The sequence below is a fragment of the Bacillus altitudinis genome (assembly GCF_001191605.1).
GTDB classification, from domain to species: Bacteria; Bacillota; Bacilli; order Bacillales; family Bacillaceae; genus Bacillus; species Bacillus altitudinis.
On record NZ_CP009108.1, the window covers coordinates 1,906,389 to 1,924,961 of the forward strand.

Consider the following 18,573-nt stretch of genomic DNA (forward strand, 5'->3'; position numbering starts at 1 on the left):
TATACATTTCGTATATCGAAATAATGGAATGCATCAACAACTAAATGAAGAGGAGTGAAAGCATGTGAACATGCCAAAGGCAAGACAAATGACAAAAGCTCAAAAAACGAAACAAGGTGACAATCAGGAAAATATAGAAAGCGGCTAGCTTTAAAAGGAGAGACAAACATGTTTTCAGTATTTGTGAAATTAGGCTGGTTCTTTAAACAAGAGTGGAGGCGCTATACAATCGCCATTACGCTGCTACTCATTGTGAATGTGCTTGAAATGCTGCCACCGAGGTATCTAGGTCAAGCAGTTGATGACATTCGGTCTGGTCAATTTACAACATCCAGTATCTTATTTTACGTAACCATTTTTTGCTTACTTGGTGTCAGTGTCTATGCGCTCACCTACTTTTGGATGTATCAGTTATTTGGCGGCGCAAATGTCATGGAGCGTGTGATGCGCGGAAAATTAATGCGCCACTTACTTAAGATGACACCCACCTTTTATGAAAAGAAAAAAACCGGAAATTTAATGGCGTTAGGTACAAATGATTTGAATGCTGTGGCTTTAACAACAGGCTTTGGCGTTTTAACATTAGTCGATTCCACTGCTTACATGCTGATGATCTTTTTTACGATGGGACTGACGATCAGCTGGAAATTAACTTTAATGGCCATTATTCCAATGCCACTGATGGCGATTTTGATAGCGTTTTATGGCAGTAAAATTCATGAACGCTTTACAGTCGCTCAAGATGCATTTGGTGATATGAATGATCGTGTATTAGAATCAGTTGCCGGCGTTCGGGTGATTCGGTCTTTTGTACAGGAAAAACAAGATGTGAATCGCTTTCGAGAAATGACAGATGATGTCTTTCAAAAAAATATGAGAGTGGCGATCATTGATTCATTGTTTGAGCCGACGGTGAAATTGCTTGTGGGGATCAGTTATTTAATCGGTATCGGTTACGGCGCATATCTTGTGTTCCAAAGTGATTTAACCATTGGTGAGCTTGTCGCATTTAACGTCTATCTGGGGATGATGATCTGGCCAATGTTTGCCATTGGTGAATTGATTAATATCATGCAAAGAGGAAATGCCTCATTAGACCGGTTGAATCATACACTCAGTTATCAACCGGATGTAACTGACGCAGCCAAGCCAAAAAGATTACAAGAGCCTGGCGATATTCAATTTGAACATGTGACATTTAGGTATCCAACTTCTTCTAAAGATAATCTAACGGATGTCTCCTTTACTGTACGAAAAGGGCAAACGATTGGTATTACAGGAAAAACGGGAAGCGGAAAAACAACGATTGTCAAACAGCTTCTTCGTCAGTATCCGACAGGTGATGGAAAGATCTTGTTTTCAGGTGTTCCAATTGATGACATTGAATTGGATCAACTGTTCCAATGGATTGGCTATGTTCCGCAAGATCATGTCCTTTTCTCAAAAAGTGTAGAAGAGAATATGCGTTTCGGTCATAGAGACGCGAAAGAAGCTGAATTAGCACAAGCGATTAAAGATGCTTACTTTGAAAAGGATTTACGCCTTTTACCAGAAGGCTTGGAAACCATGGTTGGAGAAAAGGGAGTGGCGCTGTCAGGAGGACAGAAGCAGCGGATTTCCATTGCACGTGCATTATTAATTGATCCAGACATTTTGATTTTGGATGACTCGTTATCTGCAGTTGATGCAAAAACAGAAACGGCTATTTTAGAGAATTTAAGACAAAATCGTCATGGAAAAACGACATTTATTACAACCCACCGTCTATCAGCTGTTGAGCATGCGGATCTCATTCTTGTCATGGAAGAAGGGCGTATTGTTCAAAAGGGAACCCATCAAGCGCTTATTCAGCAAGATGGCTGGTATAAAGAGCAATTTCTGCGTCAGCAGCTGACAAATCAGCTGGAAGGAGGGGATGAGGCATGACAACAGGGAGAAGACTTCTTGCCTATGCACTCCTATATAAAAAAGTATTGTCTGTTGCTTTGATCTTTCTGATCATTGCAGTTGGTGCTGAGTTGACAGGACCTTTCATTGGGAAAAAAATGATTGATGATCATATTTTAGGTGTAGAAAAACCGTATGTTGAGGTAGATGAAAAAACAGATAAAACGGTTTATTACCAGGGAAATAACTATATAAGAAGTGACCGGCTACAGAATCAAAATGAAGCTGGAAAGCAAATCAATGTCGTGCAAGTCGGATTTGGGTACTATTTTGTGAATGAACCGATTCGATTTGACGGGAGCCGGACAATAGAAGGGGATCAGCTCACCATTGAAAATGGGAGCGAGCGTGAGACGTATCAGGTACAGCGCTTATCCAAAGAGGAAATCTTCGCTTTTTATCAGCCGGAAATCAGTGGTTTGGTGCAGCTTGTTCTATTTTATTTTGGGATGCTCGTCATTGCGATTTTCTTTCAATATGGGCAGCACTATTTACTCCAGCGTATTGCAAATCGCATTATTCAAAAAATGCGAGTGGACGTATTTGAACATATCCAAACGCTTCCGATTCGGTATTTTGATAATTTACCGGCTGGAAAGGTTGTCGCGCGGATTACGAATGACACAGAAACCATTCGTGATTTATATGTAACAGTACTCGCTAATTTCGTCACAAGTGCCATTTACATGGTTGGAATTTATATCGCCATGTTCTTATTAAATGTGAAGCTGGCGCTCATTTGTTTAGTGGCTGTTCCGATTATTTTCCTATGGTCGATGACTTACCGAAAGTTTGCGTCGGTTTACAATCATCGCATTCGATCCATCATCAGTGAAATTAATGCCAAGCTAAATGAAGCTATTCAAGGAATGACGATTATTCAAGCATTTCGACATGAACAAGCAACGAAAGAAGAATTTGATGAGCTGAATAACAATCACTTTCGATATCAGCGAAAGATGCTTCATTTAAATTCACTGCTTTCACATAACCTGGTGAATCTGCTTCGGAACTTAGCATATGTCGCACTCATTTGGTATTTTGGCGGCGCGTCCTTAAGTGCGACGGGCATTGTGTCGATTGGGGTGCTCTATGCATTTGTCGATTATTTAAATCGTTTGTTCCAGCCGATTACAGGCATTGTGAATCAATTTTCTAGATTAGAATTAGCAAGGGTTTCATCTGAACGGGTCTTTCGATTATTAGATGAGCCAGGTACTGAAGTGGAAGAACCAGTTCAGAAGAAACTAGAGGGACACGTTCAATTTCAGGATGTTACCTTCGCGTATAATGAAGGGAAAAATGTATTAAAGAACATCACCTTTGAGGCGAAAAAAGGTCAGACGGTGGCACTTGTTGGACATACCGGTTCTGGGAAAAGTTCGATCATGAATTTGCTACTACGTTTTTATGATATTCAGCATGGGGACATCCTCATTGATGGAAAAAGCATCTATGATCAGTCGCGCCAAACGTTGCGTAAACAAATGGGCATTGTACTTCAAGATCCTTATTTATTTTCTGGAACGATCGCATCCAATGTCAGTTTAGGAAATGAAGACATTAAAAGAGAAACGATTGAAACATCGTTAAAGCAAGTGGGCGCAGCAGAACTATTAAAGCATTTGCCTGAAGGTTTTGATGAACCAGTTGTTGAAAAGGGGAGTACTCTTTCCTCTGGGGAGCGTCAATTGATTTCATTTGCCCGTGCACTGGCATACGATCCAGCGATCTTAATTCTAGATGAAGCGACGGCTAACATCGATACAGAAACAGAAGCCATCATTCAACGGGCACTAGATGTCGTCAAAGAAGGCCGAACCACTTTTGTCATTGCACACCGATTATCTACTATTAAGAAAGCTGACATGATTTTGGTGTTAGAAAAGGGTGAGATTGTCGAGCGCGGCAGCCACGAAGAGCTCATGGAGCAAGGCGGACTGTATGCGCAAATGTACGAATTACAAAAGGGAGCTGTGACGAGCAGCTAATGAAGTATTTTAATATAGAAAGCCTCTTTCAACTGAAAGAGGCTTTTCTCAGTGGTGAAACTCAAGTAACTTTAATATTAATAGGAAGATATATTTTTGTAATTATGAATCAATATCACATATGTGAAATAAGATATGTAAAATGGTTAATTAATGAATTTTTATACATATTTTTTAGTTTTTTTATCCAAAAATATATGATTTTCTCTTATTTGTGATATTATATTCTTGTATCAAAAAACAGGAGGATTGAATATGAAGAGTAAAAAAAGGTTATTTAAGAACGTCATCTTGATTGCTGCAACAACATTAATTATTTCTGGATTTAGTGAAATTACATCATCTGCATCAGCAGCTGAACAAAAAGTACCAAAGAAACAAGTAGTCGAGACAAAAACTGATTTATCATCACAAATTCAATCATTTAAGACTGCTAATCAGGTTGGACAAGTTCATGCTTTAGGTAATATTGATTCTTCAGAATATGCTGCAAGGGTTACTCTTAATTTAAGCCAAGTTAGAAAAATGACATCTGCTCAGCGTAATATTTTTGATAAAGGATTTAATAAAAAAGATTACAGCAAGCTAAAAGATGCACTAGGCACAAGTGCGACTGTACTTGGATTGGTATTTGTAACTAGTACACCTGCAGGAGTAGTTGCGGGAGTGTCTGGTTTAATAACTACCTTAGCTCCTAGTGCTCGAGGTACTCTTAAGAATATGGTTTATAATGGATATTGGCAAATGGGGTATTTAGAAGACTTTTTAACTAAGAATAAAAAATACGATCTTATAGATGTTCAATTGCCTTTCATTGAGTACAAAGTAAAAGGAAAAAGAATTAGATTTGTTACAGGAAAAGGTGTAGTAAAAAGAGTTCATTCAAAATCAGGCTGGATTACTCTTTAATTGATTTTTTGAAATATTCAATTTAATTTATTTTTATACTCATATTAAAAAGTCGAGGTGATTTTCACCTCGGCTTTTTGAATTTCTCTGGCTACATTGGGTGTGTTTCCATCAATAAGCGATACCGACGCGTTGATGCACAAATTCCTTTGAGTTTAACTGCTGATACAAAAAGTGTGCGGTATCTTCAACTGAAATTTTCTGTCCATCTATAGGGAGAAAATTCTTTTCATAGCGATATGACCGTGTCACTTCTCCATCTGGTAAATAGGTTGGGCAAATGATTGTCCAATCTAGTTCAGTTGATTGAAGAATTTCAAATGCTTTGGCATGTTCTTTAGCAGCTCGGGAAGTGGTTCGCCTTGATTCATTTGTTTCAAAGCGGTAAAGCTCAGGCTGCTGCCTTGCTTTTAAAATCCCTGCAGTGCCAATCGTTATAATTCTTGATGTTCCTGTTTGCTTCATGGCTTGTACGATATGCTCCATTGAAACAGATAAAGTATCATCACCATCTGTTGATAGACAGCTCACGACAATATCTGATCCTTTAATCGTTTCAAGCACATCCTCTTGATTTCTGGAATTGCCGGTGACTTGAAACATACCCGCAAGCATTTCTTCCCGGTTTGTCCGAATTAACGAGCGAACCATGTAACGATCATCTTCTTTTACGAAACGAAGAAATGCTTGTCCTACACGTCCATGAGCACCGAAAAGAGCTATTTTCATCTGATCGATCCCTCCACTACATACTATAAGTGAAAAGAACTTAAAATGGTACAGTTTTATGTCATGCTTTTTTTATAAAGATGAAAGGACCGAATACTATGAGCATATTCACATAATAGAGAGAGACCGACAAATTGTAGAAGTTCAAAATTCACACCTGAAATAATGTCCATGAAGATCCGCTCCTTTCTAATACATCATATGAATTCAAAAGGAATCGGTGAGGGATAAAACCAAAAAAAGAAGACACCATAAGAGGTGCCTTCTATGATCCAGATATGAAATTAAGCTTTTGTTCCGCCAAGGTTTTGCTGAGCGTAAGATACAAGACGTTTCGTGATTTCTCCACCAACTGAACCGTTAGCACGAGCTGTTGTTTCTGCTCCAAGGTTTACACCAAACTCAGAAGCGATTTCGTATTTCATTTGATCGATTGCTTGCGCTGCTCCAGGAACTAGTAATTGATTTGAACTATTAGAATTTGCCATGATGTGAATCTCCTTTTTATATATGATTTTTTTGGTTGGGTTTGCTGGAATCGCACCAGCGAAATGACCAAGTCATTTGCCACTTGGCGAAACCCAATGTGGTAACTGCTTTGTACTAAATATTATGGTTCGCTACGAAAAAAACATACGGAAAAAGAACATGGTAAATGTTGTTTTCATATACAAAAAACCACCACCCAATGGTGATGGTTTGTGGAACGTCTTCTTATTCAGCTGAGCGGATGCGCAGCTCAGTCTCTGTATCAAAGAAGTGCGCTTTATTCATATCAATGGCAAGAGGGATCGTCTGACCTGCCTGAATATCTGTGCGAGAATCAACACGTGCAATAAACGTTTGACCAGCGAGAGAAGAATAAAGCATCGTTTCGGCTCCCATTAATTCAGCCACTTCTACGTTTGCTTCAATTTTTGTTCCTTCAGAAGCCTCTATAAACACAGGCTCATCATGGAAATCTTCTGGTCTGATGCCTAGAATCACATCTTTTCCGATATAGCCCTGACTGCGTAATACTTTCATTTTTCCTTCTGGTACACGAATGTGCGTATTCCCAATGGCAATGGCTCCGTCAGACAGTTTTCCTGTAAAAAAGTTCATCGCTGGAGAGCCAATAAATCCTCCTACAAAGACATTCTCTGGGTTTTCATACACATCCTTTGGTGCGCCAACCTGCTGAATAAAGCCATCTTTCATGACAACAAGCCGAGTAGCCATTGTCATAGCTTCTGTTTGATCGTGTGTGACATAGATGAATGTCGTCTGTAGCCGCTGATGAAGTTTAGAAATTTCGGCACGCATCTGAACTCGAAGTTTAGCATCTAAATTAGAGAGAGGTTCATCCAAAAGAAAGACTTTTGCATCTCGCACAATGGCCCTTCCAAGTGCAACACGCTGTCTTTGACCTCCAGACAATGCCTTAGGTTTTCGATCTAAGTATTGTTCAAGTCCTAATATTTTTGCAGCGTTTCGTACCCGCTCATCAATTTCTGCTTTAGGAAATTTTCGAAGCTTTAATCCAAAAGCCATATTATCGTACACATTCATATGAGGGTATAAGGCATAGTTTTGGAAAACCATCGCAATATCCCGATCTTTTGGTGCCACATCATTCATTCGCTTGCCGTCTAATAGAAAATCCCCTTGTGAAATTTCTTCAAGGCCTGCAATCATGCGGAGAGTTGTTGATTTTCCGCACCCAGATGGACCAACAAACACAATAAATTCTTTATCCTCAATATGTAGATTAAAGTTATCTACTGCTGTTACTTTGTTATCGTACACTTTATAAATTTGATTTAGCATCATTTCAGCCATAGGTGGTAGCCTCCCAGTCCTTTTTGAAAGCGCTTTACTTATAAATGAAGTGTATAAAAAGGAAGGGTGTCTGTAAATGGACAACGTGCACAACATCTTATTTTCATTTTTAGGCAAGGTGCTCATGATAGGATCATTTAAGAAAGATCGAGAAGATTCATCATGAAATAAGCAGCTGACGCTTCTTGAAAATGCCGTATATCTAGCCCTGTCCGTTCAATAAATTTATCAATCCGATACTGAAGGCTGTTTCGATGAACATATAACGCTTTTGCTGCCTGCGATGCATTTAAATTACACTGCATATAGGTCGTGAGAGTCCGGTAAACGTCCCGATCAAAGATTGTTTCTATAAATGCATCTGAAATAGCGGCAGAAACCATGTCTGTATCATGGCGAATGAAAGCAGGTAGACATTGATAAAATGTTGCAACCCCTGACCTAAGTTTTCCTTGCTTCAGATGCCATAAAAAGAGCTGATGTTCATTTAATAATCTCATTTTTAAATTTCCATTCGGCAAATGCAGCTGTCCTTGCATGAAGACAACGTCTGTTAAAAAATCACTTGTGATGGCTTGAGACAAATCATGTAGCTGTTCAAGTTGACCATTTTCTGATGTAGCGTTTGTTTGAATGAGCATAGCTGTTTCAGTGCCTGTCCATATGAAATGAATATGTTCGAGGCTGCTGTTCACAGCCTCTTTTATTTGCTGCCTTTGTTCTGCTTGGTGATCCATTTTAAAAAAATGAACACGGACGGAGTGATCGATGGTGATTGATTTGTTTTCAAAGAGATAGCTGTACCATTTCTGTTCTTCTTCCGTTTCCTGCGTATGAGGTACATCAATTGGTGTGAGGAATGAATTGAGAAGAAGCGTTTCCCTTTCTGTTAGCTCCGTTTTGTTTACTCCGAATATTTCGCCTTCGTCTGTTTGATACCAGAGAGTTTGTTTATCATTTGTTGGTGAACTGATGATATGGTGTCCGTAAACAAGTTTTAGCTTTTCTAACATGGCGAGGCTCCTTAAACAGTTTAATCATACACATGGAATAGCATTAATTCGTGGATTTCTTCTTTTAAGGTTGGTTCAACTTCATGAGGCGGAAGCTGAGAGCCCCATTCAATATCACCCGTTTTGTGATAAATGCCTTCATAGTGTGAACCATTATGAAAAAAGGATATTTTCCAACCAGGTAATTGCGCTTTTTTAAAGAGAGGTTTCCATTGAAAATGAGAAATCATATCATCATTGCCTCCTTGCTTTTATTGATGAAACAATAAATACACACGACAATACGGAAACAACCTTGAACTTGGTTTTATTGTATCTCATCTGATGAAAAGAGCATAGGGAAAGCACAGATTTCAGAGACATGAAAAGAAATCATCAGTAGGCGTTTGCATGGTCTATAGGAGTAAGAGCCATTTGTGTTAGGTAAGATGCGTATTCAACGATTCTTTTCCCAATCAGCCATTCTGAGTTTTTCAATGGTGTATGTAGAAAAATCTCGCGGCCTGGACGAGAATTGGCTTCAAACATCCAGATAGCACCTAAGTGATCAATACCTAAGTCAAAACCAATTTCGCCAATCAGACCGGGCATTTTTTCATCTATCACACGACTAAGTGCGAGGGCAGTATCAGAGAGCTCTTGCAAAACCTTCAAACGTTTCTCTGCATCAGGAAAGATATCATACAGTGTTTTTACTGAACCACCATGCAGTTGATGGGTTGTGACAGTGTGATCTCCTGAAACTTTTCCAGCAGCGGCTGTAACAGTCCAATGACCATACTTATTTTTATTCGTATGAATTCTAAAATCCAGTGGTTGATTGTCTATTTGAAGAAGCTCAATGCCTTGTTGTGCAATCAAGTCGTGAATTGCACAATCTTCCCGCAGTTTTTTCACGAAATGATCTACGGAATGATATGAAGTGCATTTCCCTTTATTTGAGCAGACAGTGATCCCGTTTTCCGTCTTCTTTAACTGATAAATACCGTCTCCGTGACTGCCGTTTGTTGGTTTTAAATAAATGACATGATGCAGATGAAGGAGTGTTTCTATTGTATTTAAAGCATCAACAGGATCTAATCGTATGGAATGTGGTAAGAAAGAGCTTGTTTTTTCATCTGTTAATAGCTGTTCATGAATGTCCCATTTATTAAAAAAATAAGGGTTGAACCAAGGGATATCGTAGTCTTGAGTGAGTTTTCGTTTTGTTTCTTGAATGAATGCCGACTGAGCAGCCTTTCTATTAGGCAGCCGGTCATAAACAACGGATGGGAGGGGCATCTGCTTTTTTACCCAGCGCTCCTCTTGGTAAAGCAAACCGTCTACTATTCCTTTATCCCAATCGATCGAATGAGTACCAAAAAGATATGCAAAACCAGCATGCTGCCTGCAAGATTGCAGCAGTTTTATAAAATAGGAAGATCTTGCGCCTAAAGGTGCTGTATTTTGTTCGAATCCTGCAGTGAAAATGCCGATGAGAGGTCCTATATAGAGTGTATGTTGAACTAATATGACATCAGCTTTCGTTTTGTATGGAATGAGTAAAGTGCGATAAAGGTCTTCTGATAATAAAATCCTTTGTGATTGATGATGATAGGAAATGGTGAAATCATCTACTAAACAAGAACCTAAAGCAATAGATAAAATTGCCTCCTGCTCTTTAAACTGAGCAGGGAGATGTACTGTTTTTTCACTTGCTGAATGAGGAGCGATGATGTAGCGTTTTCTCTTCATAAGGAACCTCCTTTTCTTCAGCCATCATCGATTTGGCATGTTCAAGTATGGTCTGAATCAATTGATTCTCCCTCTCAGGGTAAGCTTTTAAAAAAGAGGATCGTCCTGGCTTTGATCTTACATTTGAGATGAAAAGTCTGCCTTCATTTGTATGAAGCAAGTCTATAGCGAATTCAATACACGGTGAGAAAGTTTTGTCTATAAACGCTGGAAGAGATGACTGAATGGAGGCAATATCATCTAACAACAGCTCCTTGATGTGTGGCTTTAATGAGTTTAAATAGTGATCAAAGGCTACCACATGAATGGAATTTTGTGTATTGCTTAAAAGGCTGTTTTCTACTGATGGTTTTGTATGAATCCCCATGCTATTCCATTGATTTTGTGAATTTTTTATAAGAAAAATCCTAATTTCATTGAATATAACGTCTTTTTGATCATTCGTGTTAAAAAATTGAAGGAAAGATCGGCCGATATACTTTTTGCACCAACGCTCAACCTCTTCTGAATGTGAAAAGGTGATGATTTGCTTAGCGTTTAGCTGCACAGTAATGAGTGATTTGTCTCTTAAAGAAATGAAGCAAGAGGGTGCTGCGTGCTGTTGAGAAAGCGGCTGTATTTTACAATATCCGCCCTTTCTGACCAAGTTGAGAAGGTCTGAAGGCTCTGTCAATAGAGAGCAGACTGGTAAGTATGGTTGTAAAGAAGGCAGGAGACGGAGCTGCTCGAATAGCCGCATTTTATTTGAAATTCCAGTATTCAAAAAAACGGTTTTTGGATACTTTTTTAACCAATTCATGATAGGTTTTGCTTTTTTAGATTGTGCGTCATGCTGATAAAGACAACGATCATAAATCAAGTCAGGAATCTGAAATTCTGACGCTTCAAATCCTTTGCCAGTCTTAAATTTTTGACCGTGAATGATATTTGAAGCAGGCTTTAAATCTAGAGGTGAAAAACGAACAACTTCTAAATCAAAAGAAGAGGCTGCTTTGGCAAGCTGAAGTGTGAATGCCTCTTCATGCTTCGGAGAAAGAGTGACAATGCCGAGCGTTGACGTCATGAAACAACACCTACTTTTCAAATTCTTTTTTTAACATCTGAAAAACACTTTTTGTTGATTTTACATAAACTTGGCGTTCCTATATCATTACGACAGATCGTTGTCTCATATGTCACATTGAATGCTTCATTTGCTTGGGCTCTTGACAACAACTATAATACGTATAGATAAAAACAATAAACTTCAGGTGTTGTTTGAAAGGTAGATGACGACTTTGGATATATTCACAACGTTTATCTTTATGATTGTGATAGGTGCAGTTATAGGGGCAGCAACAAACCATCTCGCAATTAAAATGCTCTTTCGTCCGTATAAGCCATATTATTTATTTGGGAAGCAGCTCCCATTTACACCAGGTCTTATTCCTAAAAGGAGAGATGAAGTAGCCAAGCAGGTTGGCGTCATGGTGATGGAGCATTTACTAACGCCAGAGGGTATTCAAAAACGATTTGAATCATCGGAGGCAAGGCAAGAGATATTGCAGACAGTGCACCGATATATTGATAAAGGTGCTGATATGGAAATGACGGTTTTCTCCATGTTAGAAAGATACGGTTTTTCACAGGCTGACGTTAAAGCTGACGCATGGCTTCATCAGTGGACTGATCATAAGCTCCACTCACTGCTTGAAAAGTATGATCAGCAAACGTTGTCTGAGCTGCTGCCACAGGATGTAGAAAATAAGCTTGCATCCAAAATTCCACATGCCGCAGATTATATTTTAAAGAGAGGCATTCATTACTTTGAAAGTGATGAGGGAAAAGCAAGACTCGGTCATATGATAGATGATTTCTTAAAAGAACGAGGAATGCTTGGCAGTATGGTCCAAATGTTTTTAGGGAATTCAAGCTTAATTGATCGCGTACATCCTGAAATGATGAAGTTCTTAAAGAATGCAGAGACAAAAAGGTTTTTATCAGATTTACTTGTTCAAGAATGGGACAAGGTAAAGCAATTTTCTTTACATGAGCTTGATAAAAAATGGAATGTGAAAGAGCTTCTATTTAGTGTGAAAAAGCAATTGCTTTCACATTTTTCTACAAAGGTTCTGTTAGATAGACCAGTAGGAGTTTACATCAGTGCAGTAGCGGATGATCTTAAGACCAAGTTTGCTCCATCTCTCATTGATAAAGGGATTGAAGCCGCATCTAATGCGCTTGAGGGACTGCTCGCAAAGCTCCAATTTGAAGAAATTATTCGTGAACAAATTGAACTTTTCCCGCTTGAAAAAATGGAAGAGCTTGTGATCAGCATATCTAATAAGGAGCTGAAGATGATCACATTTTTAGGCGGTCTTTTAGGTGGATTGATCGGTGCTGTCCAAGCGATTTTTGTCACCTTATTCTAAGGCAAGATCGAGAAATTTCGATGAATTTATTGTATATATGTGAAACGAAAGCCATAGTTTGTTATAGTGGAGTGGTGTCCGCCGATCCATATCGGTGATAACGGATAGAAAGGAGACATAACATGTCTGTAAATCTTTATGATGTTGCATATGACCTTGAAAAAGCACTGCGTCATAGCGAAGAATATTCAGCGTTAAGAAATCTTTATGATGAGGTAAACGGGGATGAATCCTCTAAAAGAATGTTTGAGAACTTCCGTGACATTCAAGTAAACCTTCAACAAAAACAAATGACTGGTCAAGAGATTACACAAGAAGAAGTAGAGCAAGCGCAAAAAACGGTTGCACTTGTGCAGCAGCACGATAAAATCTCTCAGTTGATGGAAGCAGAACAACGCGTAAGTGTTCTCATCGGTGAATTAAATAAAATTATCATGAAGCCTCTTGAAGAGCTTTATGGAAATACAGAAGAAAATTAATTGAAAGGGCGATCATATTCGCCCTTTTTTTCATTCATATCGCCGCTTGTATATCTTTAAAAAAAGGGTTGTCGAAGCTCGTAAATTCTGCGATAATACTTATTGAAAGTGCTTTCAAAAAGCGCTATCGTGATGAATTGGGTGCGTTCCACTTTGGATTTACGACGATGAGTCAAATGAGAGAGAAGCGCTTCTGGGAGAAAAGCAAAGCATAAGGGGATATGATATAAGCAATGCTTTGGTGTGTGAAAGATGAGGGGATCATGGGGAGCTTCATCACGCCATTGTTACGCATCCAAACCATACATAAAAAAAAGCCTAGGGGTAGGCTTTTTTTATTTGCGATTGAGGCATAAAACAAGGGCTGCTTCAACTGCATGTTCTAAAGCGCTAAGCTAGGGCATATCCTCATCGTAAGTACAGTCATCAAGAAGGGGGATGCCTCAGTGTCAAAAAAGCTACTTGCACTCAATATAGATGGAACGTTACTTCGTTCCAATGGGAAAATCCATTCCGCTACAAAAGAAGCTGTGGAATATGTTAAGAAAAAAGGGGTTTACGTGACGATTGTCACCAACCGTCATTTTCGATCTGCACAAAAAATTGCCAAGGCGTTGAAAATACCAACTTCAACTCTTGTGACGCATAGTGGTGCATTTATCGCTGATAAGCTTGATGAGCCGCTCCATGTGAAGAAATTAACGGAAGAGAAAACATTTAATCTTGTGCAGATCCTTGAAAGCTTTGATTGTAATGTTCGCTTGTTACATGAAAAATTCTCAATCGGCAATCGGAAAAAAACACAGTCTCAATTGATGGGAAAAACGTTGATTCATCCGTCTGATCCCATTTTCTATCCCGTTCAATTTGTTGAATCATTAAGTGATATGCTCATGGATGAACCGGTTAGCACACCTGTCATTGAAGTGTATTCGACGGCAGCACTTCAGCCTGAAATCCACACAACCATTCAACAAGCATTCCCATCTGTTGATCTGATTAAGATCAGTGATGAGAAAATGAACATTGTATGCAAAGGGGTATCGAAAGAAGCAGGACTTTCTCTTTTAACTTCAGCACTAGGTTTTACATTAGAAGATACGGTCGTGATCGGTCACGGGACAGACGACATCCCGATGCTTGAGTTAGCTGGCTTAGGCGTTGCGATGGGGAATGCACCTCATTCGGTCAAACGTAAAGCCGATTGGGTGACACGTTCTCATGATGAACAGGGTGTTGCTTATATGATCAAAGAATACTTTAGAATGCAGCAAAGGGAAGGTTTTTTACATCAATTTGATATTAAACGATAATACAGTGAAGGCCCTGTCTATTAAGAAATGGCAGGGCCTTCGTCTGTTCTCTTCATTGCTTTTCCTAGATGAATTTTGTAAAATGAAACAAGTTTGAAGATAAAGGTGATACGATGCGAATTTTAGTTAAAGGGCTGTCTGATGAACGATTTCATCGACCGCTTGTCAATATAGCCAATTTATTTGAAGAAGATAGTGAAGTGCTGTTTGATTCCGGTGAAGTGGATGATGGCCTAGTGATGGTGTTTGATTGGAAAGAAACCCATGGTAGGGTGGAGGCTTCTGGCCATATTGCTGGATCAGATATGACGAGTCGTTTTACAAGAGAGATGCCAGAGGGCTTGAATGAAAAAGAGCGCTGGAAGCAAATCAAAAACACTGTGCTGTCTGTTTATTTACATCTGCTTCAGGAATATACAGGAATGACGCAAAAATGGGGGATTCTTACGGGGATACGCCCTACGAAATTACTTCATAAGATGCTAAGAGAAGGCATGACAAAGGAAGAAGCACATGCAGCGTTAAAGCGCGATTACTTGATTCATGATGAAAAGATCCATTTGATGCAGGAGATTGTTGATCGTCAAATCAAAGCCATTCCAGATCTGTACGATCTACAGGAGGAAGTGAGTATTTATATCGGTATTCCTTTCTGTCCAACAAAATGTGCTTATTGCACGTTCCCTGCTTATGCCATTCAAGGACAAGCTGGAAGAGTGGGAACGTTTCTTTTTGGGCTGCATTATGAGATGCAAAAAATGGGCGAATGGTTAAAGGAACATGGGATTAAAGTGACGACTGTTTATTTTGGCGGAGGTACTCCAACGAGTATTACAGCAGAAGAAATGGATTTGCTGTATGAGGAGATGTATCGCTCTTTTCCAGATGTGAAACATATTCGGGAAGTCACTGTAGAAGCGGGACGACCTGATACGATTTCACCTGATAAGCTGGAGGTGCTCAACCGTTATCATATTGACCGGATTAGTATCAATCCGCAATCATATGAGAATGAAACATTGAAAGCGATTGGCCGGCACCATAGTGTGGAAGAAACGATTGAAAAGTATCATTTATCAAGGCAGTATGGCATGAATAATATTAACATGGACTTAATCATTGGACTGCCAGGAGAAGGGCTAAAGGAATTCCAACATTCCTTGCAGCAAACAGAAGAACTGAAGCCTGAATCTTTAACGGTGCATACACTTTCCTTTAAGAGAGCGTCTGAAATGACCCGCAATAAGGAAAAGTATCAAGTGGCAGACCGAGAAGAGATCACACGTATGATGGATGAAGCGGTTGCTTGGACAAAAGTACATGACTATCATCCGTACTATTTATACAGACAAAAAAACATTTTGGGGAATCTCGAAAATGTCGGGTATTCGTTAGATGGACAGGAAAGTTTGTATAATATTATCATTATGGAAGAAGTGCAGACGATCATTGGCATCGGATGCGGTGCTGCGAGTAAATTCATTGATCCGCGAACCGGAAAAATTACGCAATATGCCAATCCAAAAGATCCAAAGTCTTATAATGATCGTTATGAGCACTATACGGAAGAGAAGATTCAATTCCTTGAGTCATTATTTGCTTCTCACATGTAAACACTGCGGTGACGCAGTGTTTTTTTCATTTGTAAAAGGGTATATAGGGGGTAAAAAGGTAAAGCAGGTGTACATATGATGGATGTGATCGGAATTGGGATTGGGCCAGCAAATTTAGGATTGGCCGCTTTAATAGAGGAGTATGAAGATGTGACATGCTGTTTTTTTGAACAGGAAACCGAATTTGCTTGGCATCCTGGTATGCTCATCAAAGGAACGGACTTACAAGTTTCCTTTCTAGCGGACCTTGTGACAATGGCTAATCCAAGGAGCAAGTATACATTTTTAAATTATTTACATGAATCAAACAGGCTTCACCGCTTTTATACATTTGAACAATTTGATATCCCCCGGAGAGAATTCAATGAGTATTTATCCTGGGTTGCAGGTGAATTAGATAGCTGTCAGTTCGGGATGAAGGTGGAAGAAGTGACCGACTGTGAAGACGGGTATCTTGTAAAAGTTCGGCGGTTGAAAGATGGGGCGCTTTCTGAATATCGTGCAAAGCATGTCGTCCTTGGTACTGGAAGCAAGCCGATGATTCCTGTCGATGTGCCAGAAGCTGCGTTGCCGCATGTGACCCATAGCAGCCGTTATATAGATCAACAAAAAGAACTTCATGAAGCTGAAAAGGTGGCGGTGATTGGTTCAGGTCAGAGTGCAGCTGAAATTTTCTTAGACCTGCTTCAGCATCAGAAGAAAGGACAGCAGCTTTCATGGTTTACACGTTCAAGTGAATTTAGAGAACTAGAGACAGCGGAGCTTGGTCAGGAGCTATTTACACCTAAGTATGTTGAATATTTTCATTCCCTTCCTTATGAAGAACGGATGAACACATTGCCTAGACTGGCAGGATTAAGGAATGGCATAGATGCATCGACGCTTTCTCGCATTTATCAGGAATTGTACCATCGATCCGTTTCAGGAGAAGAGCCATCTGTACTCATTCAGCCAATGATTGAGCTTGAAGCGATACATATGGAGGATGAGCAGCAGGTAGAGCTGCATTTGAAACAATGGCAGCTGAAGAAAGAAAAGAAAATCACAGTCGATCATGTTGTATTGGCTACAGGATATAAGCCTAATATTCCGGAATGGTTTAGCGCATATGAACCATTGATTGAATGGGAAAGCGATGAGCATTTTAAAGTGACAGACGACTTCAGGCTTGTGTTTAAAGACAAACGGTCTCATCATCTCTTTACATTCACGAACCTCGATCACTCTCATGGAACAGCGGCGACCAATTTAAAACTATCGATCTACCGCAATCAGAAAGTCATCCGAACCATTCGCGGGGATACGAAAGAACAAGTGAAGCAAGAAACAGCATTTCAGCAATTTGAATAGATATAAAAAAGGGCCCCTGCACAGGGCCCTTTTCAATTAAATGGTTGTTTCTCTTTTTACTTTTGGTTTTTCAGTTTTCCATTTGAAGATTTTGTTTAGGATTTGATAGATACGCTTTGATTCTTTCGTCACTAGCGGTCCTAAAATCGCAAGGATTAATACATATAATGCAGCAAATGGCTTCAATGTAGCGGCAAGCCCGCCTGCAATTCCAAGTTCGGCTACAATGATGGAAAACTCTCCTCTTGATACGATGGTTAATCCAATATTAGAAGAGGCTTTATGAGAGAAACCGGCTCTTCTTCCAGCAAACATCCCAGCGGTGAAGTTCCCGATCAAGGTGAGAATGACAGCACCGATCGCAAGCCAGAAGGCATCTCCTAATGTAAATGGATCAATACTTAGTCCAAAGCTGAAGAAGAACATGGCGCCAAAGAAATCTCTAAAAGGAACAACGAGATGTTCAATGCGGTCTGAGTGCTCTGTCTCTGAAAACACCAGACCGAGTAAGAGAGCGCCAATGGCCTCTGCGACATGAATCGTCTCTGAAAAACCAGCCACGAAGAACAAAGCGGCAAAAATGACAATGATAAATACTTCATTCGAACGGATATCGAATAGTTTGTTTAATAGTTTTGGCAGCTTACGCGCGATGATAAAGAAAATCATCATGTAACCAAAAGCGATTAAAATAGATAATAAGGCACCGCCAACGGACGTGGCATCTCCAAGGACAAGACCGGATACGACAGATAAATAGACGGCGAGAAAAATATCCTCAAACATAATAATCCCAAGAATTAACTCTGTTTCAGGGTTCGCTGTCCGTTTTAAATCGACAAGGACTTTGGCGACAATGGCGCTGGATGAAATGGTGATAACGCCTGCCATAATGAGAACTTCGAGGAATCCAAAGCCTGTGATAAACCCATAAAGCAATCCTAAGCTAAAGTTGATCAAAATATAAATAGATCCGCCGACTGCAATGGATTTACCCGATTTTATGAGTTTGCCGACAGAGAACTCAAGCCCCAGATAGAATAGAAGGAACAGGACACCCATTCTACCAAAAAACGAAATAATCTCGGTGCTCTCGATAAACTTCAAATCAATGATCCCGATGGTTGGTGCATGCGGACCAACAATCATCCCGAGGACAATGAGAAAAGGAATGATAGAAAATTTAATTTTATTGGCGATTAAGCTGGCAATGGCGATGAGAATAAGCGCCGTTCCAACTTCAAAGACTAAATGATCCATTCA

Annotated in this window: 16 protein-coding genes; 8 read left to right on the forward strand and 8 right to left on the reverse strand. The window is 39.6% G+C overall.

Translation table 11 applies throughout. The features are described 5' to 3' along the window. The first annotated feature begins 168 nt into the window (after window positions 1-168). The 3 genes from bmrC (at window position 169) to ID12_RS09600 (ending at window position 4,847) form a co-directional block, all read left to right on the forward strand. Complete coding sequence (gene bmrC / locus ID12_RS09585) at window positions 169-1,926, forward strand: multidrug ABC transporter ATP-binding protein BmrC (protein ID WP_050827099.1); 1,758 nt, start codon at window positions 169-171, stop codon at window positions 1,924-1,926. Beyond that, complete coding sequence (locus ID12_RS09590; RefSeq protein ID WP_050827100.1) at window positions 1,923-3,938, forward strand: ABC transporter ATP-binding protein; 2,016 nt, start codon at window positions 1,923-1,925, stop codon at window positions 3,936-3,938. Before bmrC ends, ID12_RS09590 begins: the two co-directional genes overlap by 4 nt. A 255-nt stretch (window positions 3,939-4,193) precedes the next feature. Continuing rightward, on the forward strand, window positions 4,194-4,847 hold the full coding sequence (locus ID12_RS09600; RefSeq protein WP_035392539.1) for a hypothetical protein: 654 nt from the start codon (window positions 4,194-4,196) through the stop codon (window positions 4,845-4,847). A 111-nt stretch (window positions 4,848-4,958) separates the two neighbouring features. Here ID12_RS09600 and ID12_RS09605 read toward each other — a convergent pair whose 3' ends face one another. The 7 genes from ID12_RS09605 to ID12_RS09635 form a co-directional block, all read right to left on the reverse strand. Continuing rightward, window positions 4,959-5,576 (reverse strand): NAD(P)-dependent oxidoreductase, encoded by a 618-nt coding sequence (locus ID12_RS09605; protein ID WP_008348943.1) that lies wholly within the window; start codon window positions 5,574-5,576, stop codon window positions 4,959-4,961. A gap of 284 nt (window positions 5,577-5,860) precedes the next feature. Further along, the gene (locus tag ID12_RS09610) at window positions 5,861-6,064 is read right to left on the reverse strand and encodes an alpha/beta-type small acid-soluble spore protein (protein ID WP_008348940.1); all 204 of its coding nucleotides are present in this window, start codon (window positions 6,062-6,064) and stop codon (window positions 5,861-5,863) included. A gap of 226 nt (window positions 6,065-6,290) precedes the next feature. Beyond that, window positions 6,291-7,397, reverse strand: coding sequence for an ABC transporter ATP-binding protein (locus ID12_RS09615; protein WP_024719977.1), 1,107 nt, complete (start codon window positions 7,395-7,397; stop codon window positions 6,291-6,293). Window positions 7,398-7,534: 137 nt separating this feature from the next. Further along, the gene (locus ID12_RS09620) at window positions 7,535-8,410 is read right to left on the reverse strand and encodes a helix-turn-helix domain-containing protein (RefSeq protein WP_008348935.1); all 876 of its coding nucleotides are present in this window, start codon (window positions 8,408-8,410) and stop codon (window positions 7,535-7,537) included. A gap of 20 nt (window positions 8,411-8,430) precedes the next feature. Next, window positions 8,431-8,640 carry a YheE family protein gene (locus ID12_RS09625; RefSeq protein WP_008348933.1) on the reverse strand — a complete coding sequence of 70 codons (210 nt, stop codon included), beginning with the start codon at window positions 8,638-8,640 and terminating at the stop codon, window positions 8,431-8,433. A 145-nt stretch (window positions 8,641-8,785) separates the two neighbouring features. Beyond that, entirely contained in the window at window positions 8,786-10,144 is a 1,359-nt protein-coding gene (locus ID12_RS09630; RefSeq protein WP_050827101.1) for a YheC/YheD family endospore coat-associated protein, read from the reverse strand. Then, complete coding sequence (locus ID12_RS09635; protein ID WP_035392532.1) at window positions 10,101-11,207, reverse strand: YheC/YheD family protein; 1,107 nt, start codon at window positions 11,205-11,207, stop codon at window positions 10,101-10,103. Before ID12_RS09635 ends, ID12_RS09630 begins: the two co-directional genes overlap by 44 nt. A gap of 214 nt (window positions 11,208-11,421) precedes the next feature. Between ID12_RS09635 and ID12_RS09640 the strand changes: the two genes are divergently transcribed. The 5 genes from ID12_RS09640 to ID12_RS09660 all read left to right on the forward strand — a co-directional run bounded on the left by ID12_RS09640 (window position 11,422) and on the right by ID12_RS09660 (window position 17,310). Continuing rightward, window positions 11,422-12,555, forward strand: a complete 1,134-nt coding sequence (locus ID12_RS09640; protein WP_050827102.1) for a DUF445 domain-containing protein — start codon at window positions 11,422-11,424, stop codon at window positions 12,553-12,555. A gap of 122 nt (window positions 12,556-12,677) precedes the next feature. Beyond that, window positions 12,678-13,034 carry a YlbF/YmcA family competence regulator gene (locus tag ID12_RS09645; RefSeq protein ID WP_008348927.1) on the forward strand — a complete coding sequence of 119 codons (357 nt, stop codon included), beginning with the start codon at window positions 12,678-12,680 and terminating at the stop codon, window positions 13,032-13,034. 446 nt (window positions 13,035-13,480) lie between these two features. Further along, a complete protein-coding gene (locus ID12_RS09650) occupies window positions 13,481-14,347 on the forward strand; it encodes a Cof-type HAD-IIB family hydrolase (protein WP_008348923.1) in 867 nt (288 codons plus the stop codon). A 113-nt stretch (window positions 14,348-14,460) separates the two neighbouring features. Then, the gene (locus ID12_RS09655; RefSeq protein WP_050827103.1) at window positions 14,461-15,960 is read left to right on the forward strand and encodes a coproporphyrinogen III oxidase; all 1,500 of its coding nucleotides are present in this window, start codon (window positions 14,461-14,463) and stop codon (window positions 15,958-15,960) included. Between the two features lie 75 nt (window positions 15,961-16,035). After that, window positions 16,036-17,310 carry a lysine N(6)-hydroxylase/L-ornithine N(5)-oxygenase family protein gene (locus ID12_RS09660; protein WP_050827104.1) on the forward strand — a complete coding sequence of 425 codons (1,275 nt, stop codon included), beginning with the start codon at window positions 16,036-16,038 and terminating at the stop codon, window positions 17,308-17,310. 36 nt (window positions 17,311-17,346) lie between these two features. Here ID12_RS09660 and ID12_RS09665 read toward each other — a convergent pair whose 3' ends face one another. Further along, on the reverse strand, window positions 17,347-18,570 hold the full coding sequence (locus ID12_RS09665) for a cation:proton antiporter (RefSeq protein ID WP_007497140.1): 1,224 nt from the start codon (window positions 18,568-18,570) through the stop codon (window positions 17,347-17,349). Window positions 18,571-18,573 lie beyond the last annotated feature (3 nt).